Annotated in this window: 20 protein-coding genes and 1 tRNA gene; 13 read left to right on the top strand and 8 right to left on the bottom strand. The window is 38.8% G+C overall.

Features of this window, described 5'->3' with window-relative positions; translation table 11 throughout:
- Positions 1 to 113 precede the first annotated feature (113 nt).
- From EV200_RS00860 to EV200_RS00895, 8 genes are all read left to right on the top strand, one after another.
- The gene (locus tag EV200_RS00860) at positions 114 to 896 is read left to right on the top strand and encodes a hypothetical protein (protein ID WP_132528936.1); all 783 of its coding nucleotides are present in this window, start codon (positions 114 to 116) and stop codon (positions 894 to 896) included.
- Complete coding sequence (locus tag EV200_RS00865) at positions 893 to 3,310, top strand: TonB-dependent receptor (protein WP_208864487.1); 2,418 nt, start codon at positions 893 to 895, stop codon at positions 3,308 to 3,310. Before EV200_RS00860 ends, EV200_RS00865 begins: the two co-directional genes overlap by 4 nt.
- Positions 3,307 to 4,134, top strand: coding sequence for a DUF4249 family protein (locus EV200_RS00870; RefSeq protein WP_132528938.1), 828 nt, complete (start codon positions 3,307 to 3,309; stop codon positions 4,132 to 4,134). Before EV200_RS00865 ends, EV200_RS00870 begins: the two co-directional genes overlap by 4 nt.
- 184 nt (positions 4,135 to 4,318) lie before the next feature.
- The gene (locus tag EV200_RS00875; RefSeq protein WP_132528939.1) at positions 4,319 to 5,134 is read left to right on the top strand and encodes an SDR family NAD(P)-dependent oxidoreductase; all 816 of its coding nucleotides are present in this window, start codon (positions 4,319 to 4,321) and stop codon (positions 5,132 to 5,134) included.
- 29 nt (positions 5,135 to 5,163) lie between these two features.
- Positions 5,164 to 6,075: a helix-turn-helix domain-containing protein gene (locus EV200_RS00880; RefSeq protein WP_132528940.1), complete on the top strand. Its 912-nt coding sequence runs from the start codon at positions 5,164 to 5,166 to the stop codon at positions 6,073 to 6,075.
- Positions 6,076 to 6,114: 39 nt separating this feature from the next.
- Positions 6,115 to 6,705: a hypothetical protein gene (locus EV200_RS00885; RefSeq protein ID WP_132528941.1), complete on the top strand. Its 591-nt coding sequence runs from the start codon at positions 6,115 to 6,117 to the stop codon at positions 6,703 to 6,705.
- A 619-nt stretch (positions 6,706 to 7,324) separates the two neighbouring features.
- Complete coding sequence (locus EV200_RS00890; protein WP_132528942.1) at positions 7,325 to 7,780, top strand: helix-turn-helix domain-containing protein; 456 nt, start codon at positions 7,325 to 7,327, stop codon at positions 7,778 to 7,780.
- Between the two features lie 210 nt (positions 7,781 to 7,990).
- Entirely contained in the window at positions 7,991 to 8,425 is a 435-nt protein-coding gene (locus EV200_RS00895) for a hypothetical protein (RefSeq protein ID WP_132528943.1), read from the top strand.
- A 653-nt stretch (positions 8,426 to 9,078) separates the two neighbouring features.
- On the opposite strand, the gene EV200_RS00900 is transcribed toward EV200_RS00895, so the two are convergent.
- Positions 9,079 to 10,242 (bottom strand): FAD-dependent oxidoreductase, encoded by a 1,164-nt coding sequence (locus EV200_RS00900; protein ID WP_132528944.1) that lies wholly within the window; start codon positions 10,240 to 10,242, stop codon positions 9,079 to 9,081.
- A gap of 23 nt (positions 10,243 to 10,265) precedes the next feature.
- Positions 10,266 to 11,015: a helix-turn-helix domain-containing protein gene (locus tag EV200_RS00905; RefSeq protein WP_132528945.1), complete on the bottom strand. Its 750-nt coding sequence runs from the start codon at positions 11,013 to 11,015 to the stop codon at positions 10,266 to 10,268.
- A gap of 716 nt (positions 11,016 to 11,731) precedes the next feature.
- On the opposite strand from EV200_RS00905, the gene EV200_RS00910 reads away from it, so the two are divergent.
- Complete coding sequence (locus EV200_RS00910) at positions 11,732 to 15,121, top strand: nSTAND3 domain-containing NTPase (protein WP_132528946.1); 3,390 nt, start codon at positions 11,732 to 11,734, stop codon at positions 15,119 to 15,121.
- 277 nt (positions 15,122 to 15,398) lie between these two features.
- On the opposite strand, the gene EV200_RS00915 is transcribed toward EV200_RS00910, so the two are convergent.
- The 5 genes from EV200_RS00915 to EV200_RS00935 all read right to left on the bottom strand — a co-directional run bounded on the left by EV200_RS00915 (position 15,399) and on the right by EV200_RS00935 (position 18,300).
- The gene (locus tag EV200_RS00915; RefSeq protein WP_132528947.1) at positions 15,399 to 15,752 is read right to left on the bottom strand and encodes a hypothetical protein; all 354 of its coding nucleotides are present in this window, start codon (positions 15,750 to 15,752) and stop codon (positions 15,399 to 15,401) included.
- 350 nt (positions 15,753 to 16,102) lie between these two features.
- A tRNA-Ser gene (locus EV200_RS00920) sits at positions 16,103 to 16,189 on the bottom strand.
- Positions 16,190 to 16,373: 184 nt separating this feature from the next.
- The gene (locus EV200_RS00925; RefSeq protein ID WP_132528948.1) at positions 16,374 to 16,811 is read right to left on the bottom strand and encodes a DoxX family protein; all 438 of its coding nucleotides are present in this window, start codon (positions 16,809 to 16,811) and stop codon (positions 16,374 to 16,376) included.
- Between the two features lie 150 nt (positions 16,812 to 16,961).
- Positions 16,962 to 17,654, bottom strand: coding sequence for a dipeptidase PepE (pepE, locus tag EV200_RS00930; protein ID WP_132528949.1), 693 nt, complete (start codon positions 17,652 to 17,654; stop codon positions 16,962 to 16,964).
- Between the two features lie 31 nt (positions 17,655 to 17,685).
- Positions 17,686 to 18,300 (bottom strand): Crp/Fnr family transcriptional regulator, encoded by a 615-nt coding sequence (locus EV200_RS00935; RefSeq protein WP_132528950.1) that lies wholly within the window; start codon positions 18,298 to 18,300, stop codon positions 17,686 to 17,688.
- 250 nt (positions 18,301 to 18,550) lie between these two features.
- On the opposite strand from EV200_RS00935, the gene EV200_RS00940 reads away from it, so the two are divergent.
- A complete protein-coding gene (locus EV200_RS00940) occupies positions 18,551 to 19,816 on the top strand; it encodes an ATP-binding protein (RefSeq protein WP_132528951.1) in 1,266 nt (421 codons plus the stop codon).
- Positions 19,817 to 19,902: 86 nt separating this feature from the next.
- Here the strand turns inward: EV200_RS00940 and EV200_RS00945 are convergent, their stop codons facing one another.
- Positions 19,903 to 20,487 carry a porin family protein gene (locus tag EV200_RS00945; RefSeq protein ID WP_132528952.1) on the bottom strand — a complete coding sequence of 195 codons (585 nt, stop codon included), beginning with the start codon at positions 20,485 to 20,487 and terminating at the stop codon, positions 19,903 to 19,905.
- Between the two features lie 272 nt (positions 20,488 to 20,759).
- On the opposite strand from EV200_RS00945, the gene EV200_RS00950 reads away from it, so the two are divergent.
- The 3 genes from EV200_RS00950 (at position 20,760) to EV200_RS00960 (ending at position 25,804) form a co-directional block, all read left to right on the top strand.
- Positions 20,760 to 21,317: an RNA polymerase sigma factor gene (locus EV200_RS00950; protein ID WP_132528953.1), complete on the top strand. Its 558-nt coding sequence runs from the start codon at positions 20,760 to 20,762 to the stop codon at positions 21,315 to 21,317.
- A gap of 110 nt (positions 21,318 to 21,427) precedes the next feature.
- A complete protein-coding gene (locus tag EV200_RS00955) occupies positions 21,428 to 22,372 on the top strand; it encodes a FecR family protein (protein ID WP_132528954.1) in 945 nt (314 codons plus the stop codon).
- A 129-nt stretch (positions 22,373 to 22,501) separates the two neighbouring features.
- Positions 22,502 to 25,804, top strand: a complete 3,303-nt coding sequence (locus EV200_RS00960) for a SusC/RagA family TonB-linked outer membrane protein (protein WP_132528955.1) — start codon at positions 22,502 to 22,504, stop codon at positions 25,802 to 25,804.

The raw sequence follows: 25,804 nt of genomic DNA on the forward strand, positions 1-25,804 counted from the left end.
AGGGTCACATCAGATATGAACTTTCCAATTAAAGAAAAGATGATGAAGGATAGTTATAGCGTATGATGTAACCAACAATGACTTTAAATGCATTCAAAATTTAAACCCAATTCATGATCAAAATATTAATTGAACGAAACAGCCTGCTTTTTAGCTTTGGATTGTTGAATATTATAGCGGCGATTGCCTTTCTGGTTTTAATCCAATTTTCGGACGCCGTGATTGCAGGCAGTAATGCATGGTTAAAACCATTTAAGTTTGCCATATCCATTGCATTATTTTCATGGACGATCGCCTGGTATGTTTTCGAGCTAAAATCTTATGGGGCTGTAACCGTCTACAGTTGGGTGGTAATCATTACGCTTGGTTTTGAAATCATATACATTTCCATTCAGGCTGCAAAAGGGCAGCTGTCACATTTTAATACCAGCTCATCCTTCTATGCGACCATGACGATACTGATGGGGGTAGCCGCAGTAATTTTAACCCTTTGGACACTTTATATAGGCATTCTGTTTTTCACAGATGAGGTAAGGCCAATCCCACATTATTACCTATGGGCCATACGACTGAGCATTATTCTTTTCGTCATTTTTGCGCTTGAGGGAGGCTTAATGGGTGCCAGGCTCAGCCATAGCGTTGGCCAAATTGGAGATGATGAAGGGCTGCCGCTTGTGAAGTGGAGCACCCGGATTGGTGATCTTCGCGTTGCCCATTTTATTGGGATGCACGCCCTGCAAATTATCCCGATTCTTTCCTGGTACGTGATAAAGAACACGAAAGGTACATTCGCTATTGCCCTTATCTATGCCCTGCTTGCTACATTCACCTTTCTTCAGGCTATACGGGGCAGGCCGATTTTGAAGTTTCCTGGTAAAAATATCACACAAAAATGAGCTTACCATTCCAATTCATGATCACTCTTTTAAACTCAAACGCTAAATGGCTGCTTTATTTCATCATACTGTTTTTCTTAAATACCATTCCGCTTTATGCTCAGCAAAAATTCACTGTCAAGGGTGTTATTTCGGAGCGCAAATCAGGCCTTCCGCTGCCAGGTGTAAGCATAATGGTAGTTGGCGAGGACCAGAATACGGTTACCAACGATAAGGGCAAATATTCGCTTAACCTCACCAAAGGATTTCATCGCCTACAAATCGCTTATGTAGGTTATGTTTCTCAGTCCATTGAAATTGATGTTCCGGGAACGGTGGTTCGAAATATCCAACTGCTGGAAGACCTTCAACAATTAACGGAAGTTAATGTGATGGGGACCACAAAAGCTGTTGATCTTAAAACGCCACAGATGAGCCAAAATCGGTTAACGATGAAAGAGATCAGCCAGATCCCGGCCATATTTGGTGAGGTAGATCCGCTTAAGGCCATTCTGCAACTTCCAGGTGTGACCAATGCCGGCGAAGGTTCATCAGGGTTTAATGTCCGCGGCGGTACTGCAGATCAGAATCTGATTTTACTTGATGAAGCTCCCGTTTTTACCTCATCTCACTTGCTTGGCATGTTCTCTGTATTCAACCCCGATATCATCAAAGACCTGACTTTATATAAAGGTGGCATTCCGGCCAGATATGGTGGAAGGGTATCCTCGGTACTGGATGTTAGCACCAAAGATATGACCGTACCTGCCTTTGAGCTTAGTGGTGGAGTAGGTTTAATTACCAGCAGGCTGACTACTGTGGTTCCCTTTGATCAGGATAGAGGTGCTATTCTTTTGTCGGGCAGGAGCTCGTATGCTCACCTTTTTCTCAAACTTACCGGAAGTCAGAATACAGCTTATTTTTATGATCTGAATGCAAAAATAGATTATAGGCTTGGCCTTAATAACCGTGTATCGCTCTCCGGCTACCTTGGAAGCGATGCCTTAGGGATTAGTGATAACTTTATTAATAATTATGGCAATGCTTTTATCAATGGCAGCTGGGTACATGACTTTTCGAAAAAAACCACTGGTACGCTGACTGCGGTATATTCAGGATATGATTTCAGATTAAGAATCAATGCGATTGGGTTAGACTGGACCGCTGGCATAAATGGTACAAAGTTTCAGTATGACATCGTACATACTGCATCAGACCGCTTTAAGCTAAGTTATGGCTTGAACGTGATCTATCAACGCATTAAGCCGGGGGAAATCGTACCCTTTGGTGACCGATCGCCAGTGAATGCCTTAAAATTTGTGGATAAAAATTCCTATGAGCCTTCAGCTTACATCCAGGCTGAGCAGATGATCAACCCCTGGCTAAGCCTCAGTTACGGCGTTCGCATCAGTTCATTTTTTAAGATGGGGGGACGCAATCTCAACCTGTACGATTCAGGTCCGGTAGTATATGATCAGCAGCTTGGCATTTACAATGCTGCGGAGCCCTCTGCGGTAGAGGCTTTTGCCAGTGGTGAAATAGTGGATCAATTTATATACCCTGAGCCCAGATTTGCTGCATCGGTGCAGTTGAATAATCAGCAGAGCATCAAATTCAGTTACCACAGAATTGCCCAATATCTGCACCTGATTTCCAATAGTAACTCACCTACACCTGTAGATGTGTGGGTGCCCAGCGATAGATATTTCAAACCTCAAATTGCAGATCAAATAGGGGTAGGTTATTTCCGTAATTTCAATAATAATCAATATTCGATGGAGGTAGAGACCTATTATAAAAAAATCCAAAACAGATTGGATTATATTGATGGTGCTAATCTTGTAGGAAATGATGCACTCGAGCAAGTCACCCTGAATGGTAAATCTAGGGCCTATGGGGTGGAATTCCTCTTCAGAAAAAATTATGGAAAGCTTACCGGCTGGCTCTCTTATACCTTAAGCAGAACGGAGCAACAAACGAAAGGTGCAAAGCCTAATGAGCCGGGGATTAATAATGGCATGTGGTACCTCACTAATTATGATAAACCTCATCAGCTTTCACTCACCTCTTTTTATAAACTTAACGATAAGCTTTCTATTGGCGCAACATTTACCTACCAAACGGGCAGGCCAACCAGCTATCCGGTGGGTAAGTTTGATTATGCCGGAATAGAAGTTCCGATATATGGTCAGAGGAATGCCTACCGATTGCCAGATTTTCATCATTTAGACCTTTCCGTGTCTTATATCCCAAATCCTACATCCATTAAAAGGATTAGGGGCGAATGGGTTTTAAGCGTTTATAACCTGTATAACCGAAAAAATACGTCTTCCATAAACTTTGGTCAGAATGAGGATACCTACCAAAGCGAATCGGTAAGGCTTTCCATATTTGGTATTGTACCAGCTATTACTTATAACTTCAAATTCAAATGAAACTAATACCTTCCATTTTCATCGCCCTTGTGTTTTTCCACCTGATCCTTTTTTCGTCATGTGAGAAGACCGTTATATTAGATTTGGAAACTGCAGTTCCTAAATTAGTGGTGGAGGCCGATATCAATTGGGTTAAGGGTACTTTGGGGAATCATCAGGTTATTCGTTTATCCCTATCCACTCCCTATTATGCCAGTAAGGCTTCCCCCGTTGCTGATGCCAGCAGCGTCACTGTAAAAAACAGTGCGGGTTTAGTCTTTAATTTCGTTCCAAAGACAGTTCCTGGTGAATACGTTTGTGAGGATTTTGATGCCAGGCTTGGCGAAAATTATGAGTTGAATATCACCTATAAAGGGGAGAAATATTCGGCAACTGAAAGGCTTATTGAATGTCCGGAAATATCAAAGGTGATACAGAATGAGGATGGTGGTTTTGCCGGAGATGAAATGGAAGTTACGATGCTATATACTGATATTCCAAATACCGATAATCAGTATCTGACTGTTTTTAAATCGCCATATAGTCCAATCCCTCAACTATCTGTTTTTGAGGATAAATTTTACAAGGGCGTTCAAATGTCTGCCAGTATTGTAGAAGAGCGTTTAAAACGTGGTGATGTGGTTGAGATCAGGTTAGAGGGCATATCTAAACCCTACTTCAACTATATGAGGTTATCGCTTCAAAATGTTGCCGGTTCAAATCCATTTCAGGCAATTGCCGCTAATGCGAAAGGGAATATCTACAACAAAGATGTGGCTGGTGATTATGCGTTGGGATATTTTCGGCTATCTGAAACAGATGTGATTAATTATGTTATCCAATAGTCGTTTCGCCCTTAAATGAGATTTAGGCCAATTGTATTTAACCCGTTTTCGGTATTGGCTTATCAAAGTGGAAGTACATCGCTTCATTTTTTGAGATCATAATATTGGTTTCAACGCTGATTTTCGAATACAATGTTCCGACATTGAGCTACTTTTGTTCTCATCACCTTTTATACTTTTAGTTATGAAAAACAAGAGCTTAAAAGTGACCATCATAACAGGCGCCTCTGGCGGAATTGGCGAAGCTATTGCCAATCAGCTTGCCAGCAGGAAGAAAGATTTAGTACTGATTGCCCGCAGCACGGAAAAGCTTAAATTGCAATGTGAATCGCTGATGAAGCGTTATGGGATCAATGCACAGTTCATTGCTATAGATTTAGCCGAGACCGATAGCGCATTAAAAGTATTTAAAGAAGTGGAAACAAGGGGGCTGGATGTTGATATGTTGGTGAATAATGCTGGGATTGGATCTTCGGGCGACTTTGTAAACCAGTGTTTACAGTCTGAACTGAATCTTATCCAACTTAACATTTGTACATTGGTTGCGCTAACACACCTTTTTTTACCGCAAATGCTGGCTAAAAAATTCGGTACTGTGGTGAATATTGCTTCTATGACCGCCTTTATGCCCATGCCGTATATGGCTATATATGCTGCCAGCAAGGCTTTTGTGCGGTCATTTACGCAGGCCATTAGTGAAGAATGCAAGCCGAATGGCGTGCATGTATTGTTATTTTCGCCCGGACTTACAAAGACCAACTTTAATGCAACTGCAGGTTTAAATGATGAAAAAGCACGGGGATTAAGGTCTGATTATCGACAGGCAAATCAAACACCAGAACAGGTAGCGGGCGAACTGATTGACGCGTTAGATAAACGGCGACATTTTGCTATTTCAGGACGCAGGAACAGAATTGGCGCCAAAATCCTGGCATTATTGCCAGATTTGATGATTGCGAGAAATATTGCTAATGGCTATCGCAAGCGATTAAAATTGTAAATAGTAGCTTTGAAAGAAAATCACTCGTTATGCCGAAAAAGATTTTAACGCTGGAATTTAAAGATCTAAATGAACTGCACAAGGCCTTAGGTATAGCAGGTACCAAACACCCTTTGTTCAGTATCATAAAATTTGAGGAACTGCCAGCGCTAAATAATTCAAAAGAGGCTAAACTGATCTTTGATTTCTATCAAATCACAATGAAGACTTCGTTTCCTTGCAGCATTCGGTACGGTCAAAGCACGTTTGATTTCAACGAGGGCGTGGTCTCTTGTTTTGGGCCCAGACAAAGCAGTATCATTGATCCACATTTTGTATATGCTAAATCAGGCTGGTTAATGAATATACATCCCGATTTCTTACGGACATATGCTTTGGGTGAAAAGATAAAGCAAGTGGGTTTTTTCGATTATGAAATAAATGAGGCTTTGATCTTATCTGAAGATGAACAGAAATCCCTTGAAATCATATTTCAACAGATTGAAAGGGAGTATCACCTGCCCATCGATAAATTTAGTCAGGATGTAATTGTTGCAAGCCTGGAGGTTTTGCTTTCTTATTTTAACAGGTATTACGAGCGGCAATTTGTTACCCGAAAGATTAATGCAGGCGGAATCCTGAAGAAATTTGATCTTCTTTTAAATGATTTTTTCCAGCACAAAAGTAATCAGGGATTGCCATCGGCTGGGTATTTGGCAGCGCAGCTTAACCTATCAACAAGGTATCTGAGTGATTTATTAAAACAGCTTACAGGACTTACTACTCAGCAGCTCATACAAAATAAAATCATCGACTTGTCTAAAGATAGCTTGACAGGAACCACTTTGTCTGTCAGCGAGATTGCTTATCAATTGGGTTTTGAGTATCCTCAATCTTTTAGTAAGCTATTTAAAGCTAAAACAAATCAAACACCTTTAGAATATCGGCAATCATTTAACTAATTTAGTTGTGCTAAGGAAGTTCCTTTTTCAGACCTAAATATGTTAAAAAATAAAATCTTCTGCACTCTTTTAATGTTCTTCCTGCTTGTGGTATTATCCAACTGTAAGAACAATCAGAAACCTTATATCCCTCCAGGTAGCCCCGTGGTGAAGGACAGCACGCTTACCAATAAATCTTCCTCCCGATCTGGAAAAATTGGTGAAGCTGTTTCTCAGGAATCTGTATCTCAAGCCGCATCTCCGGAAGGAATTGAAGGAACTTACGTGGTTATCAATAAGTATGAAAATGCTGAGAAATGCATGATGAAAATTACCATCGAAAAGGCTTCTGATCAGTATCGCTATACATTTCAATCAGAAAGCCGAACATTAAAGGGTAAGCTTTCACTTGAAGCGGATAAGAGTGGAAATGGTTATTATATTACTCTTGAAGGTATTGAATGGAGCGAATATGAAGGGGCGTTAGATTATGAGGGCGAACCTAAAGAAAAGGATTTAGCTTTGCCTGTTGGGATTCAGGGTGCCATTCAGGAGAACGAAATTACCATTCAAAATTATGGCAATTCAATGAACTATTATCAACAATTGGCTGATTGCGGTGATAAATATATCGTATTGCAAAAACAATAAGGTTTATGTTTATTTTTCCATTGGAAGTTTCCGATTTACTTTTGTTTTCTGATACAGTTCTTTTTTCTTTCCAATAAACGATGATCAAAAGTATCCCTTAAATAAATCTATCGTGTGGACACCATTAATTTATTAAGATCTTTTGCCCGCTCTTTGCCGCGGAGGCATGGTAATTTTTCACAGTTAATATTGTTTTTAGCGGTGTTCAAGAATGCTGCGCATTTTGGAGCGCCAAAGTACCCAAAGCGCTTTGTCAATCCAGCTAGGGGCCTTTCACACTTCCTCATGCACATCAAAAAAACAGCGGGCACTTCGTTTTGTGTTCATGTTTTTTTTAAGCTTCGAACCTGCAATTATGAACACAAAACCACTGCGTTTAAGGTTTGGTAATGCTATATTTACTATTGTACAACTGTTTTTTTGATTTCTCCGGCCCTTGGGATTGACGGCGCTCTTCGGTGAGGCTTGGGTTTTTATTAAAGTTAGTTAGCAAAATGCCTAAAAATCACACTTAAAAAACGTGGCCACACGATAGTTACATAATTAGGGGAGCAGCGGATGCCTTCCTCTTTGTTCAAAAAAATATAAAACCATATGCTGTGAAACTGGTTAAAATTAAATGATTAAAGATATCACGAAGCTTGAAAGTATTTTAACCCCTGAAGCTATTCTTAAACTCGAGGGAGCAGCGGCAAGACATCAGACGCAGTCTAATATTATTTTTACCATTGAGGCCATTGGTGATCATACGTTAGAAATACAGACCACCCAAAACGAAACCCTTTCTGGAAAGTATGCGACTGAGGCTACGCTTGTTAAAAGAACACAAGATCTTTTTAAGAAAATATTGCCCGATTTTAAGGTTGCTGTAACCACACAAACACATCTTCCATCTCCGGCTAACGTAGTTAATACATTGTGGATAGAAAAGAAAATGCAGGAAAAGGGGGTTAGAATAAAGCAAATTGCTTTTGACACTGGGGTTGATCGTGAAAGCATATCGGACTGGGTGACAGGAAAGCGATCGATGAGCCAGATCGTTAAGGCGCTATTCTATTTTTATTTATCTAAATAATGTTTTATCTCTGGGTAATTCATCAGATTGAAACCTTATTGATTAGCCAAAAAATGTTTTATCCGCTGCGTAATTGGATACTGTATTTAGGCTAAAAGAGCGACCAATGGTGATTGATGAGTATGTAGGATGGTGTTAGAGTGTCATCATCTATGTTGGCTTCGAATGCCTAATTATTGGCTGCTTATCAGTAATTTACTGCGACGGAAAATGAAATTATCTATTAGATCTGAGAAACTATCAAAAGTTTTTAAAAAGCACCATATTGAAGGGTTGCCTTTTTCCGCTTCAATAAATGAGTTTAGCGCTCCGGATACTGGCGATCCGCATGACCATCCCTTCGATTTTATTACGCATATTTTAGATGGTGGATATACTGAACGAACCTATCAGATAGATGCGTTCGGGAATATTAATGTCAATGATATTGAACGCAAGCCTGGTACATCACATTTCGTTAAAGCAACTGATATTCATCAAATCATTCATCTTTCTACTGGCCATTGCGTTACGATGATGATCCCGCAATCGGGCCATATTAGATCTACCTGCTTTTATCGTTTCCTTGAAGGAAAAGCTTATCGCAGGCTCTGGAATAAGCGTAAATTTATACCCATTCTCCAGGCTGATTTGGATTCAATATAGGCTTCATAAGCAAATTAAGAGAGGGGATGGGTAGCTTTATTTTTGAGCTTCCGAAGGTTAGTAAGTTTCTGCTAATGTGATGCTATAATTAAAATAGTTTGTTGGCAAATCTATTAAAACCGTAACACAACGGAGTTATTCTAGCGATCGTAATTCCCCTCTTTCAGGCTATCTTTTTGACACCATTAATTTGTAAAGATTTTTTGCCCGCTCTTTGCCGCGGAGGCATGGTACTTTGGAGCGCCAAAGTACCCAAAACGCTTTATCAATCCAACTAGGGGCTTTTTACACCATCCCGCACACATCAAAAAAACAGCGGCACTTAGTTTTGTGTTCAATTCTTTTTAGCTTCGAACCTGCATTTATGAACACAAAACCACTGCGTTTAAGGTTTGTTAGTGCTATATGTACTATTATACAACTGTTTTTTTGATTTTTCCAGCCCTAGGGATTGATGGCGCTCTTCGGTAAAGCCTATGCTTTATTAAAGTTAGTTAGAAAAATGCATAGAAAACCAAGCTTAGAAAATATGTCCACACAATAGTCTTTCAGATGGAAGGTTGCAGACAGCGGTGTTAAAATCTACTCATAATATATCGAATTCAGGTGATGAACACATATTAGGCACCTAAAGGCCGTTTGTGTTTACGATTCTAGCTTTGTCCACTGAAAAAACTGGTCATCACAGACAGCGCATTTTTACTATGCATCTTTTCACCATTTTCAAGAGATTCCTTTGCTTTTGAAGAGGCTCTTTTTCGCATTTCGATTTCATAAAAGGAAATTGCTTGCTGGAGATTTTTATGTTTGTCTGATAACAGCATTTTGCTCAATTCCAATGCATCAAGCATGGCCATATTTGCCCCTTCACCTGCAAATGGAGGCATAAGGTGTGCAGCATCACCAATAATGGTCAGGTTGGGCATGGTCTTCCAACTTTGGTCTAGCGGCATACAGTTGATAGGTCTTGGAATATAAGGTGTAGTTGCATTTTCAAACAACTCCTGCCAGATCTCGTTCCATTCGGCATATGCTGTTTTAAACCATTTAAGTATTTCTGATTTGTTGGAAAAGTCCAAACCACTTTTTTCTGCCCAATTCTCTTCGGCTTTAAAACTTGCATAAAAACCAATCTCTCCATTCGATTTTTGTCCCATCAGGATATTTTTCTGATTTCCAAATGCCATTATTTTTCCTCCACGAAGGATAGCCGAAATCTTTGGTGCTTTTTTTTCAGCATCATAGATATTGCCTTCAAGCATAGTGATACCCGAATAAAAAGGTTTTACATCGGTCAGGTAAGGGCGGATCTTCGAATTTGCACCGTCTGAACCAATCACTACATCTGCGTATTCACTTTTTCCATCTTTGAAATTTAACAACCAACCCTCGCCCTGTCTTTCCATGGCTAAAAATTGACTGTTCCAAATTAGATTTTCAGCAGCTAATGAATCAATCAGTATGCTACGCAGTACTCCTCGATCAATTTCGGGGCGAAAATGCTCATCACCAAAAGCTTCCGTTTGTTTGTTCTCATGGTCGCTAAAAACGATGTCTGCCTGTTCATTGGTAATGGTGGTCTTATCGGCACCAATCATATAGCTGTTCCTGAATTCATCTAGGAGATTGGCTTCCCGCAATGCAGCCAGCCCCGAATGCTCATGTAAATCTAAAGGAGATCCCTGCACCCTTGCATGTCTATCTATATCTCTTTCGTACACTTTTACATCAACGTTTTTTTGTTGTAAAAGTCTCGCTAAGGTAAGTCCGCCCGGGCCACCGCCTACAATGGCTATTTTTTTATTTTCTAACAGCATAAATCGTTATTTACACTGCAAAACTACTCTTCCTTGTAAACCAGGAATTGTAAAAATCGGTCGTTTTTGTTTTTGTGAAGTTCTTTTGGTGAGACTCCTGCAAACTGTTTGATTTCTTTGATGAAATGTGACTGGTCGGTAAAATTGAGTTTTGGATAAAGTTCGCCCTTTTTAATGTGAGGAAGCGATGCCTGAAAACGGAGTATTTTGCAATATGATTTTAAGGAGAGCCCGAACTGCAGTTTAAAATAACGGTTGATTTGCCTTTGGCTCCAGAATACTGTTTGAGCAAGCTCGCTGATGGAGATTTCGCCATTTGAGGCAAATATCAATTGAAACAACTTTCTTTTTCGTTCATCTATCTTTTCAGGTAAAAAAGAATAGATCTTTTCTGTCATCTTTTTGCAGAATCCCTCAAAATTGTCCAGGTCATGGATGCTAAAATTCCAGAAATCTGATGGTAATATTTTTCCTGTATCAATAAGATCAGCGATGGGAGAGGTGAATAAATATTCTATTGCTAATGGATGAAAGTTTACAGAATAAAAGTTATTAACTTCAGCATTAACGTATTTAGGCTTGGTTTCCAGTCCGAGCAAGGCAATTTGAAGATGATCATCACCGATTTTGGAGAATATCAGATCGATTTTTCCGTTGGGAATGATCACAGCATGCTGCTGATTTGAAAAAATTTGTAGAGAAGAGAAGCAATATACAAAATCACTGAGCTGCTGATCAGGATAGCTAAGTTGAAATTGTAAAGCGTCATTCATGAGGTCTAGGAAAAAGTGATTTTAAATGTAAATATTCGGAATTAAATCAAGGCGAATGTATATATTTTCAAAGAGATGCCTGTGGTCATTCTATTCGTTGTGATTTAAAGTAGCACTTCCTTATAAAGGATTTCGATAAATAGATGCGCCGGAGCAAGTGGTAGCGAAACGAAGTGAACCATAGAATTATTAGAAACAAAAAGCCTGAAATCTATGATTTCAGGCTTTCAATTTTATTCTGCGGAGAGTGGGGGAATTGAACCCATGGCTAAATCCCGCTTCAATATGTTTTTAAGGTCGTTTCAAAATGTGACTAACCGAATCACTCACCGCCTATTTTTGATTGCAAAGTATATATTTATAATATACGAGATTTTTTATTAAGTTTAAAACGCAAACATTAAAAGATTTCAATATATCAATAGTCCGTAGCTTATCTAAATAACATTCAATATATGATCGGAACAACTGTTGCCATAACTTATGTGGCTACCAAATTTTTGGATCAGTTTATCAAGGAGGAGGGCTATGGAAGACTAAAACTTTTCTTTTTTCCCAAAGATCGTTATTATAAACGCCTGTTGCGGTTAATCTCAGATGTAACGGATGAGTATGCCGCAAAAGACCCCGTAAAATATCAGGATAAGATTTCTTTCTATCATTCACCTGTAGTATTTAAAATGCTCAGTAATCACGTACTATTCAAGGAAGCCAATATGAGTGAGGTAAATGCAACACTTGAAAAAAATCCAAATGTCCTCAAACCCAGTGCCGGCGAAGTAAACAAGTTTTTTGAACTCTTCTATACGCGGGCAAAAGCAAATCCGAAGCTTAAAAAAATTTTTATTGAAGAACATTATAAGCCTCAGATATTTGAGATTTCAGCTGCTGTTGACCGCATTGAAAAGCACGTAGAAAACACTTCAGCCGAAATCACCCAAATCAAAAGCCAACTGGATACGATAGTTGACCAACAGCAACCAATTCAACGTCCCGTGATTACCTCAGATTACCTTCCATCGCCAGAAGAAGATAAGCTGGAGAAATTACTTGCTGATAAAGAGGTATTATTACTCAGCGGAGTATCTTTTTGTGGTAAATCACAGCTGGCGAAAACTATAGCGGAGAGGTTTATCCAAAATGGCTACAGATATCAGGGTGGGGCAGATGTGGGAGATGCCGATCGCTTTTTAAGAAACCCGGGAGGGAAACATATTTTTCTTCTTGAAGATCCATTTGGCCACAATATTGAATCAGAAAGCAAAGTAAACTTGCGAAAAGTTCAAGAGTTACTTAAAAATAAAACCCCGGGAAATAAAATCATCATTACCACTAGATCTGAAGTATTAACAGGTGCAAATGGAGTTGCCACTGTAGACGATTGCGCACTCGAAGGAAACAACTGGATTGAACTTAAATTTAGGGGAAGGGCATTTCTGGAGGAAGCCTGGGGCAAAATGTCCCACGCAGTTCCGGAAAACTGCAAAGGATTAATAAACAAATATTTAAATACCGCACCTGAACATCAGCTTTTGCAGATTGGGCAACTTGCGCACCTAGGCCGTCTACCAGGGCGCTCCCTTGAAGGAAAATCTCTTGAAATATTATTACACCTGGCACAAGCAGATGCCAAACAACTTGCGATCGATATTAAAGCTAGAGGCAAGGTATCGTCAAAACTGTACAAAGTTCTCGGTTTGGCCGCAAGCACCATTGTTCCGGTTCGTCTGGAAGATTTGGCGTACATCCTTGCTGAAGATGATCAGTGCCCGGCCTTTTTAAAAGAGCAGACATTCAAGCGATCCAAAAGGTCAAATCAAGTTAGCTTCCCAAAATACCAGAATGAATATACCCTAAACCCAGAGGATAGAACAGAACTCACCTTTTTCATCGAAAGAGGCTATATCCAACTTAATCAAAACGAAATTACCTTCCGTCACCCTACTTATCAGGAAGCCTCAAAATACCTGCTTACTGAGACACCGGTGCTGGAGGTGAAGGAATCTTCAGAAAAGGTTAAACGGACACTTGCATCCCTAAATACAAATAGCGCAACATACATCGCCTCCCAGCTATCAAGTATCTATGATGCAACCAATCAAGAGGGGTTAAAAGCCGAATTGCTTGATGTTGCTTATCAGGAAGCCACCAACTCAATATTTCCCTCAGTCAGAGACTGGGTATTGAAATTTTTATTGGAACATATTTCAGCAAACAATGAGCAAGTCCAGGAGGGAATTTATCACCTGATTGATGAAGATATGTCATCTTCGGATATTTTCTGGAGTGGAAATACCCCATTTTATTCTGACTGTTCCCGCAGTTTTTTTGAAGAAGACGAATATAATGAAGCTGAAACTAAAGCTGCCATCGCAGATCTCTCAACAGATAAGGAACAATCATCATTAACCTTATGGTCAATTGTTAACTTGTTGTCGCGTCACGATTTTCCGGTTACAGATTTTCCAAATAAAGAAGGCATCCTTCAAATCTTAAATGCCCCGGAAACTTTTATCCGCTCAACCATGGCAAACATTGTACTTAAACGTACACCAGCATTAAGCGCAAATATTATCGATCAGATTTTTTCAGATCCAAACCCATGGGTGGTAGTTGAAGGCATAAAAGGTACAATCCTGGGATATCCCCATCATTCTCAGGCTGAAAGGGAGCGTTTAGTCCAGTTAATCCAAAAATCCCTAAACAATAATTTTGTTATCGCAAGAATCAGAACGTTCTTAAGCTCATTTGGGATTGATTATGGAATAGAGCACATTGATTGGGAAAACATAGAGGACCAAAACAAACAACCCATGTGGGAATTGTGGGGTGACATCTTTCCGACATTCATGGAAAATATGCCAATCAATGTTGAAATCAACAATTCCGGACGGTTTGACGTAACACTCAACGAAAGTAAAAAGTATCTCAAAAACACAGAGGCTGGATTCAGGGTCGCGGAAGCCTTCTATAAATGGGTTGACAATAGGGTAAGTGCCGGAAAGTTTCTAGATACCTACGAAATGGGTATTGTCTCGTTTTTATTGGATATTGTTGATGATCATCAGAAGCGTTTACCGCTTTTTCAAAAAATACTGCAATATCCAAAAACAAACTTGATGCTATATTCAGTATCCTGGGCAATTTCTGATTGGGAAATATTAAGTGGAGCTGAAAAACAAATTATCTTAGATCTCTTTAGCTCTGGTAGGATTGATCAGCGTTGGATTATTGCAACAGCTATCACACGTAGTCATGTACCAACTGAAATTCAGCAACTAATTTTCGGGAAAGACGATTTCCTGGATTTACCTCCAAATGAAATCATCGCCAAAATCCCGTCCCAATTGTTAAGCGATGCTTTAGAGATATTCATTGGTCAATCTCACCTAATTAGCGGCTTGGGCATTTCACATACCCGAAACGAAAAGTGGCAAAAGATCATTGAAGAAGTATTAAAAAATGGCTTGAACCCAAATTTCGAACTTTGCCTTGGTGAATTCATCCTGCACGTGATCAATGGGCCCGCCCGTGAGTGGAGCGATAACTATAAAAATATTTGGAAAACTATGTGCGCACAAGAAAGCCTGCTTGACCAACTATCCGATGCACTCATTCTTGAAAATGCTAAGTCCAACCCGTCCATACCTCCGAGCACTTATCTTTGGCAGGAATTGATTTTCGCATATACTCAGGCCGGTGAAGTTGACCGACTGGCGGACAAAGTTATCGTAGTAATCGAAGCGCTACAGCGCTTTGAAGCAGACGACATAATCGAATTCTTTAAGGGCGAGTTTATGGATTGTATCGTAAACCGATGCCCCCTCGATTTATGCATTCTTTCGGTACTAGTTGCACACAGCAAAACGGACCTTATTCCCATTGAAGTGTTGGACGAACTGGCCGAAGAAGTGAAAAAGCTTTCGGTTGAGCATAATATCAGATTAGAAATCAGTATCGATTTTATCAAAAAAATGGTTCCGAAATTAATAGGTCATCCAGCCCACGAAGTACTAACTCAGCTATCAAACAAAATATATGAAATTGGAACAGCTTGGGTGCATTCCCATCGGTACGAAAAGGAAATTAACGGCTGGATTTCCTAGTTGTTCAATTAGAAACATTACTTTCTTTTCGAGGGTAATTTTAAACTATCATCACTATGTCAAAGTGCATAGAGGCGGGATAATTCTAGAATCTAAATATGTAGTTTAAATGTGCTCTTGGTTAGCAGGTAATCTATTCATGACATATTTCGAAACTTCTAATTAAAATGGAGGTGCTGGTTATTGAAAATCTATCTTCAGTAAGTTAAACTTTGCTATTAGGGCTTATGTGAACAAGGCTATTTAAAAAAATAAATTATAGGCCAGGCTGGAAAAACTAATCTAGTTGACCTCGTTCCGACAAATATATAATCGCTGGATAATTAGTGCGATATCGCTCAGCGGTTCCCTTCGTATATTCTGACCCGACGAGGATTTCCAACTTTCTGTTGTATTCCTTAAGTACGCCTATTATAGTATAATGGCTTTCCAGTTTTCCAAGAAATCTATCCCTGATAGATATTGCTGTTATTTCCTCATCATTAAGCATCAACTGACGATAGGCCTCATGGATCTTAAATTGAAGATCATTCAGGTAGACATTGAGTGATTTCGAGTCTTCTTTCTTTCTACTGCTCCAACCATTTACAGTATTCCATTGACTGAGTTTACAGGATCTTCCGGATGTCATCTCCGCTTTCCGTTAACAGTAATCTGCATGTAGATAGCTACAGGTCCAAATTGATAGTTTTTTTGCCTCTTTAAATAAAAGAGTAAGCTAAAATTAGTTTCATAGTACTCATCTTAATGGTTAACAAATCTAACTTTGCAGGCAAATAAAGTCAAGATGTTTACTTTCTAAAAAGCTTGATAGATAACGGTTTAAGTCGTATTCGGTGAGTATTCTGAATTTCCCTTTGGAACTCACCGAATCTCTCACTTTAATTATCTCAGTGAGCGAATAGAATGGTATCCCGGAAAAGCAAAAAGCCCGCTATCATACGATTTGCGGGCTTTTGAAGCACTTTAAAACTAATTCTGCGGAGAGTGGGGGATTCGAACCCGCGGACCCTTTAACAAGTCAACAGTTTTCAAGACTGCCGCAATCGACCACTCTGCCAACTCTCCGCTGCAAAAGTACAAAGTTGATCGTAATCTGCAAATGATTTTAACTATAATATTTAATAAAAAACATTAACGCTTGTTAACCATTAAGTTAGCGTTTGATTTTTAAAGATAAATCAGTCAAAATCTGCAAAATATTGCGGTTTCATTCGTTTTTCAGGATGATTCAGGTCCTATTCAGCGTCAATTATTGAGGAACGGCTTGCGTTTTGTCAACAGCCAGCACTCCATTTCCTTCTACAATAAAACAAATCAGTCCGATTAATACCAGCGATGAAAACCAGAATTCTGAATAAGGTTTAAATATACCGGCCGAGATATTAATAAAAAAGACAGCTCCAATTAATATGGGCAGGTTAACCAGGCAAAATAATCTGGTATGTGTGCCCAGGGCAATAGCAACCCCACCAATAATGTGAACTAAAATAATAAAGTGGGCCGCCAGGCTGATGCTAAATGCCGTACCCAGCATAGCGCCTCGCATTAAATGGTTAAAGGCTTCCATGTTGATGTAAAAATCAACTCCCTTCCAGATGAGAATGATGCCTAACAATATTCTGAAATAATCAATCCATTGAGGATGATGCTGATCTCCCCAGTTTTCAATTTTCTTGAGCACTTTCATGATTTCTATATTTGGTATTACCAATTTACAGAAAGTCAATATTAAAAGCAAAGTTTATATTGTTTATTTCCAGTCATTTAAAATACAATTCATATCTAAAATTTTAGGCATATCAGGTGTTAAATATTAACTTTAAAGTATGCAAAAAAATTAAAGAATTGTACCTGGTTCAAGTTCATATGGCGTTTTATTCTTCTCAAAAATTCTTGTTTTTTCAGTACCTTCTGTGCTGATTCGGTCACCTATTCTTCTGATCCAGCTGCCCTCTCTTAAACCAATTACTTTAATGTCGTTTTGGGTTAAAAATTCCATAATTCTTGTTTCCCTGGTTTCGCCATTATGTTTTAAATCAGGATTTGGATCAAGGTAATGAGGATTAATGTTGAAGGGAACCAATCCCATGCAATCAAAAGATGGCGGATAAACAATAGGCATATCATTCGTGGTTTTCATATTGAGCCCACCAATGTTGCTTCCTGCGCTGCAGCCCAAATAGGCTTTACCATTTTCTACATTGCTTTTTAAAACCTCCATCAAACCATTTTCATGGAGCGTTTTAACCAGTAGAAATGTATTTCCGCCACCGGTAAAATAGCCTTTGGCTTCTTGAATGGCTTTGGTCTGGTCATCAAATTCGTGCAGTCCGCGAACCTTAATCTGAAGTTCAGCAAAAAAAGCTTTAGCCTTATCCGTGTATTCATCACATGAAATCCCGCCTGGTCTGGCAAATGGAATAAAGATAATTTCTTCAATCCCATCAAAGAGACTAACAATCTCTTTTTTGAGATAAGTAAGGTAGGTCCCCCCAAAAAGGGTAGAAGTAGAGGCAAGGATAATATTCATTATATTTTGATTTGAAATATGCGTTATTCGGTTATACTTTATTTCTCATCCGGCTGAGTGTTTCAAGGCGCATACCGATAAAAGATGCAATATATTTTATTGGGATCCTGTTCATCAGGTGCGGATAAGAAACTAATAATCTTTGGTAGCGTTTCAGCGCTGTAGGTAATCTCACAATAAAAGCCCTTTCAGATGCGCCTTTAATATAAATTTCGGTCATTTTTCTACCCACGTAATTGGCTACCGGATATTGCTCATACAGCAGCTTAATCATGCTATTTGGAACGGCAATGGCCACTACGTTTTCGATTGTCTCTACATATTCATCAGTAGTTACATCTTCCCACAAGTTTCTAATGGTGCCTGCAAGCTCATTTTCAGCTGCAATCCAGGTGGTGATTTTTTTGCTGCCCATTTTAATATAACCATGAACAGCCCCCTGCAGAATCAGGTAAATGTATTTATTTCGCTTTAAAGGCGATGCGATGTGTTTATTCTTTGCGAAATGAACCGGAAAAGTTTGGTCATTGATTACATCCTCAATTTCTGGACTAAGGTGATGAAAAGATTTAAAAACCTCAATTAGTGGTGATTGTCCACCAAAGGAGTTCCACTTTTGATCGCCATAAATATTCTCAATGTTCATTGGGGAAAAATTTGAATAAAATTTACAATTATAAATATAAAAAAGGCAAATTATCAGCGTCTATTTAAAAATAAATGATGCGCTTTCAGTTGGATAATTGATCATCATATTGGGTTTTAACTTCGTAAGGCCTATTTTAAAAGTGTCCAATTAAAAAAATCCCTAATAAATATGTTAACAAATTCAATAGGGATGAACAGCTACGTTTATATAAATGTTTGAGTAAATTTGCTAATTAATTTAGTAATAAATGTCTGAAAACGTTAACATTACCTCAAAAGGTATTCAAAAAGTACTTCGAAATTATAATGAAAAACAAGCGATAGCTGAATACATTTGGAATGGTTTTGATGCCAATGCCGATGTCATCAAGATTGATTATGTATCCAATGAACTCGGACGGTTGGATAGTCTTCAAATTACGGATAATGGCTACGGGATTAATTTTGACAGGTTGAAACAGAAGTTTGATCCATTTTTTGAATCCGAAAAGGCCATTCAGATTGTTGCACCTAAGCATACTTCCAAAATGCATGGGCGGAATGGCGTTGGCCGGCTTACCTTTTTTACTTTTGCTTACAATGCTAGCTGGAATACGACTTACCAGGATGAGAAAGGTTTTCATCAGGGAACCATACAAACCCATGCTGGGGGATTAAATCATTACGAAGCAACTGAACATTCAAATGCTGATCAAAAGACTGGTACCGTTGTGACCTTTACGAATCTGCATATTGGTCAGCTTGATTTTGAACAGGTTGTAATTCCCTTTTTAATTAATGAGTTTTGTTGGTTCATGGAGTTGAACAAGCATAAGAATATGCAGGTATTGGTCAACGGGAAGGCCCTGGATTTTTCTACGAATATTAAAAGCACGGAGGAATTTGAACTCGTTTATCAGGATACTGGTTTCAGGTTTCAGATCAAATATGTACATTGGAAAGAGAGTTTGCATAAGGAACTTTCTAAATATTACTTTCTGGCGGGTGGGGAAGAGATTTATAAGAATTACACCACACTAAATAAAAAAAGTGATGATTATTTTCATAGCGTTTACATCAATAGCGACTTTTTCAGGGATTTTGATTTTAAAAGTTATGAAAATGAAGGCCAGGTGGCGTTGTTTGGTGCCGCAAAATCTGCCGCGGAATATCGCTTTTTAATTAAAGAACTAAATGATTACCTGAAAAATAAGCGCAAGCCATTTCTGCGTGAATATGCAGATCGTTTAATAGATGGTTTTGATCAGGATGGAATCTTTCCGAAATATATAACCGATCGGGAGCAAGGGCTCATTAAACCCAAATTAATTAACCTGATTAAGGTCTTGTATGAAGTAGAACCAAAATTATTCAGCAGCTTAAGCATTGATCAAAAGAAAATGATGATCCGCTTATTCGACCTGGCGCTAAAGACTAATGAGAAAGAAGGAATTTTTAACCTGCTGAATGAAATTGTTCAGTTGGAGGATGATGATGAAAAGGAATTATTAGCTGTTTTAGAGTTATCAGCTTAATAACTTAGATAGCATCATTAATAATTAGCAAACATAAAAAATGCCGGTATCGATGAGATACCGGCATTTTTTTGTCGTATTCGTTATTAGTTACGAATATCGCCTTTTACTTTGTTAGCCGTTCTTTGTCCGGGTAAATAAATCTGGAAACCGAAAGAAAGATTTAAATTACTTTGGGTAGTTGAAGAACCAAATCCTACCAAGCCATTGTATTTTAACAAGGTTTCTAAACCAATGTTTGGTGTAATGAAATAAGCGAAACCTGGTCCAACGCTTAAGTTTAAGCCGTTAGTGTTACCACCGCCTTTACTAACATTAACGCCACCAATACCAACAGTTGCTTCAGCAAATAAACGTCCGTGGTTCAATACCTCTACGTCTTTACCAGCATAATAACGGCCTAATGCACCTACGCCATATGAAGTAGTAGTGTTTGAATTTTTTGCGGTTTCTAAACCAAAGTTTACATATCCACCCAATGCCAGGTTATCCTGGATAAACCAAGCTGCTTTAGGGGTAATGTCTACACTGAAAATTTTAGGATCATCCAAACCTAAATTGATATTTGCCAGGTTTCCCCCAACCATTACATTGCCTTTTTGGATTTGTGCCTGAGCAACACCCATAAATAATGCTACTGAGAATAAACTTGAGATAAAAATTTTTTTCATGATAAATGATTTAATAATAAAGTATAATAACCGAGATTATCTTCGATTTAAAGAGCCAACAATATATAATTACAGAATGTTTAAGTTATTTTATTTTACACTGATGGTCAATGCTTTAGGTTTTGTTTAATGTGGCATTAATCGTAAAATCGTTAAAGAGATACCCATCAAAATATGTTTCGCTCAGAAATCATTTGTTACATCAGTCTTTATAATGAGTTAATATGGAGTGAATATTGGCTCACTAGCTTTGCTGCAGCAAACTAAAAGCATTGAGCGACATATTAATTGCATCATTAAAAAACGATGATCCTTTTGCAATGGAGCAAATCTTCCATATCCATTGGGAAAAGGTATTTGATTTAGCCTTTAAAAAGCTGGGCGATGAAACACTTGCGCAAGATATGACGCAGGAAATCTTCATCTCTCTATGGGAAAAACGTAAAAAACTTGATTTAACCGGCAATCTTTCAGGCTATTTATATGGCGCTGTAAAAAATAGGGTTATCGATTATTACAGATCCAGTTCCATTAAAGATGGTCATCAGACAGAATATGCCATCCTGATGAATCAAAAAAGGGAAGTTGCTCCTGATGAACATTTAATCTTTCAGGATACGGCAAAAGAAGTGGAGGCTGTAATGCAACTCTTGCCAGAGCGGATGCGCCTGGTGATTTCGATGAGCAGGGAACAGGATAAAACAGTAAAGGAAATTGCAACTGAACTAAATATTTCTGTACAGACGGTAAAAAATCAGATTACCTCAGCAATGAAAATACTTCGGGAAAACTTATCCTATTTATTGCTCATCGTATTTTTCAGGCTTTAACTCACTCCAGTCCTGATTTTTCTTCATTTTTTTTAGCCTTAACCAGAACTTAACTTACTGATAACATTTTTGGTTAGTACCCTTTTCTTTTTGAAACGACATCTATACAAATGAGCGAAGAAAAGGCAAAACAACTGTTGACAAAATATTTAGATGGTGCGGCAAGTCCTGAAGAGTGTGATCAGGTAGCGAATTGGTATGATGCCTTAGACACCGATCAAAAAGCGCTTACAGGTGAACGAAAATCAGCTATTAGTGAGGCTATGTTTCAAAATCTGCAATTGGCTATCGCTGATCAAAAGGCGAGGAAACCTTTCTTTTTGCAACATTGGATCAAAATTGCTGCCGCCCTTGTAATTGTTACATCTGTTACTTTCTGGCTTTGGCAACAGCATATAGGGTCTGGAATCTCTAATACCCAAATTACGACCTCAACCCAAGCTGGCGAACGTAAAAAAATTATACTGAGCGATGGCTCGGAAATTACTTTGGCCCCTTTAGCAAAAATCACTTACCCTGAAAAATTCCATACCAGCTCTCGCGAGGTATCTATTATAGAAGGGGAAGCATTTTTCTCTATTGCGCATGATGAGAAAAGGCCTTTCCGTGTGAAGCTTCCGAACCATTTAAATGTTTCTGTATTGGGAACTTCATTTCTCATCCGTGCCTACCAAGCAAGGAAAGAAGTAGAAGTTGCCGTTTCAACAGGTAAGGTGGCCATTAAAAATGATGAGAAACTGCTGGGAACGCTAATTAGAAATCAAAAACTTTTATTTAATAAGGTAACCGGCAAATCTACCCTCAACGTTGTTCATGATATCCGCCCTGTGGAAATCAATTTCAATGGTGTCACATTAACGCAGGTTATCCGGCAGATGGAATACGTTTACAATATTAAAATTCAATTGCATCAAACATCTTTCGCGAACTTAAAAACAACGGCAACATTTAACAGTGCACAGCGCCCGGAAGAGATTCTCGACATCATTTGCTCGCTGCACCACCTTAAATTCAGTTCAGATCAAAATCATCAAACATTTAAAATCCACAAATAATGTACAGTTAAATCATTCATAAACTGTCTGTTGCATTCAATAGACTATTCATTACTATTTTAATTCTTATAAGCAATCAAACAAATGAAAACAACCTCGTCCAGGAGGACCTTATCTCTCTATCAGATCATGAAATATTCATGCTTAACATTTTCAATCATCTGCATATTCTGCAGCTCACTTTTGGCTTCGCCCGGCATGGCCCAGCAATTGGCCAAAAGCAAAGTGAACATTAAGATCAGCAAAGGCCGTAAACTCAATGAGATTATCCGGGAAATCGAAAGCATTTCAGGTTTAAGCTTTGTTTACAATCCAGATCTTCTTCAAAAATCAAATACTCAGCTCAGCGGCGATTTCCACATGGAACCCGTACGTTCTTTGCTGGATAAATTAGGTCTTAGCGTAGAAGAAAAGGGTAACTACGTGATTTTAAATAATGCTACTTTCAATAAACCCGACCGGATTGTAACAGGTGTGGTGAAAGATTCAACCGGTTTGGTTTTGCCAGGCGTATCAGTTAAAGTTGTTGGCACCCAAAGCGGTACCACCACTGATGCAAATGGCGTATACCGCATTGAAGTAGGTGCACAAACGGTGCTTTCCTTCTCCATGATTGGTTACCGCACCAAAGAGGTAACGGTAGGTGATAACCTTTCTATTAACATCATACTGAACGAGGAAAGATCCATGTTGGCAGATGTGGTGGTGGTAGGTTACGGAACCCAAAAGAAAGAAACATTAACAGGTGCAGTGAGTTTGGTTTCACTGGATAAACTGTCATCAAGATCTGTAAATAGTGTTGGAGAAGTATTGGCTGGTAAATCACCAGGCGTGATTGTGACCAATGAAGGTGGAGATCCGACTTCATCGCCCAGAATAAATATCAGAGGAGCAGGCGGGATTAACGGAGAAAGTGTTCTTTACGTGATTGACGGATCTATCTTTCTCGGTACACCAAATCTGAATCCAAATGATATCGAATCAATCTCTGTCTTGAAAGATGCATCTGCCGCCATTTATGGTGCACGTGCTTCTGGCGGTGTAGTTTTAATTACCACTAAAAAAGGAAAAAAAGGTAAAATGCAGATCAGCTTTGATGCCAAAGTTGGAGAACAAAGTGCCTGGAAAAAACTGGAAACATTAAATGCTCAACAACGGGCAGAGGTAGCCGCAACTGCAGCTAAAAATGGCGGAACAACCATATTGCCAGCATTTGATCTTGCTAAATATCCTGATGGACAAACCACCAGAACCAACTGGATGGATGAGGTATTCAGAAATGCCTTGCTTCAGGATTATAATGCAGCCATTAATGGAGGAAGTGAGAAATCTACCTTCTATTTAAGTTTCAATTACCGTGATGCGGAAGGGATTGTGCTGAATACCAAAACCAAACGCTATAATTTCAGAGTCAATTCTGAGCATGAACTCACGCCTTGGTTAAAAGTGGGTGAAAACCTGTCTTATAGCAGTGTCAACGGAAATGGCGCCAATACCAGCAGTGATTATACAGGCGCTCTTTTATCAGCCATTTATTATCCTACAAATGGTACGCCTTACAATGCTGATGGCAGCTTTGCGGGTTTACCGGGCGGACAATATGCTGGTGACTATGGTGATATTGTTAATCCTGTTGCTGAATTAAAAAGAATTGACATCAACAATCCTGTCAATGTGTTGGTGGTTAATCCTTATGCTACCCTTCAGTTGGCTAAAGGTTTAAGCTTTCGATCAAACCTGAGCATCACCAAATCAGATGCTCAATTTAAAAGTTTTACACCGAAACGTCCGGAAGTTGGAAAGCCCGTACTGAGCAACAGTTTGGTAGAAAGAACTGATGCCGTGAATGATTTTTTAGCTGAACAGGTATTAAACTACAAAACCACCATCGGAGTTCATCAAATTGATTTAACAGGTGGTTATACCTTTCAGAAAACAAAAAGCAATGGCTTGTATACTTCTGGATCTGGCTTTGATGATGAATCTGATCAATACCGTTATTTAACCAATGCCACCATCATTCAACCTTCCACCAGTTATTATGATGCCAAAGCCATTTCATCATTGTTTTTAAGGGCCAATTATAATTATAAAGAAAAATATTTACTGTCATTTATCGGCAGACGAGATGGTTCATCTATGCTTGCTAAAGAAAACAGGTTTAGAAATTACGGTTCTGTTTCTGCAGGATGGTCTATTAACAAAGAAGAATTTTTAAAATCAGCCAACTGGTTAAATGAATTAAAGCTGAGAGGAAGTTATGGTATTTTAGGTAACCTGGGGAGTTTATCTTCATCAGCAGTAAATCCGTTACTGGCTGCAACACAAAGTTATTTCGGTCAAACACCAACCCTGCAAAACGGTTATGTTCAAACTATTCTTGCCAACAAAAACTTGACCTGGGCAGAAAGTAAACAAACCAATATTGGTTTGGATGTAACGGTTCTTGATCGCTTAAGTTTGGTGGCAGATTATTTTATTAAGGAAACGGATAAAATGATTCTTACCCGCTCTTTGCCAGGAACTGCGGGATTAACTTCTCAAACCATCAATGCAGGCTTAGTAAAGGATAAAGGTATTGAACTTGGTTTAACTTATAACAGTGCTAAAAATACGGCATTTACCTATTCTGTAAATGCAACGTTAACCAAAGTGAACAACAAGGTAGAAGAATTGGCGCCAGGACTAACCAATATCGCCGTAGGTACCAATTTTAGAAATGAGCTTGCTCCATTGGCCATTACTGTAGGCCAGCCTTTGTATAGCTATTACGTTTTAAAAACGGAAGGTATTTTCCAAAGCAATGCAGAAGCCGATAATTATAAAAATGCAAATGGGCAGAAAATTCAGCCAAATGCTAAAGCTGGTGATTTTAAATTTGCAGATCTTAATGGCGATGGATCAATTGATAGCAAAGACCGTTACTTCGCTGGAAGTGCCTATCCTGATTTCTCTTATGGCTTAAGCTTTAACGCCAGTTATAAAAATTTCGATTTCAATATTTTCGCACAAGGAGTACAAGGAAATAAACTTTTCAATGCGGTAAAGAGAACAACTTATAGTGCCAGCGGACCATCATACAATAAGTTGGTTGGTATTTTAGATGCATGGTCTCCTGAAAATCCGGGTGGAAAAGTACCTATTATTTCTACCAGTGATAATAATGGAAACTTTAATGCTTCCGATTTCTATATCGAAGATGGTTCTTATCTGCGTATCCGCAATGTAACACTGGGATATAGCTTACCAAAATCATTAACCAGTAAACTTAAAACCGGGGCGGTAAGGGTTTATGCCACTGCCAACAATTTATTCACCATCACCAATTATTCTGGTTTCGATCCTGAAATTGGAATGGATAATAATGGCCTGGATGTGGGGCGTTACCCGCAAGCCAGAAGCTTCATCTTTGGTTTAAGTGTTAATCTTTAA

It is taken from the genome of Pedobacter psychrotolerans, assembly GCF_004340665.1.
Classification (GTDB): Bacteria; Bacteroidota; Bacteroidia; order Sphingobacteriales; family Sphingobacteriaceae; genus Pedobacter; species Pedobacter psychrotolerans.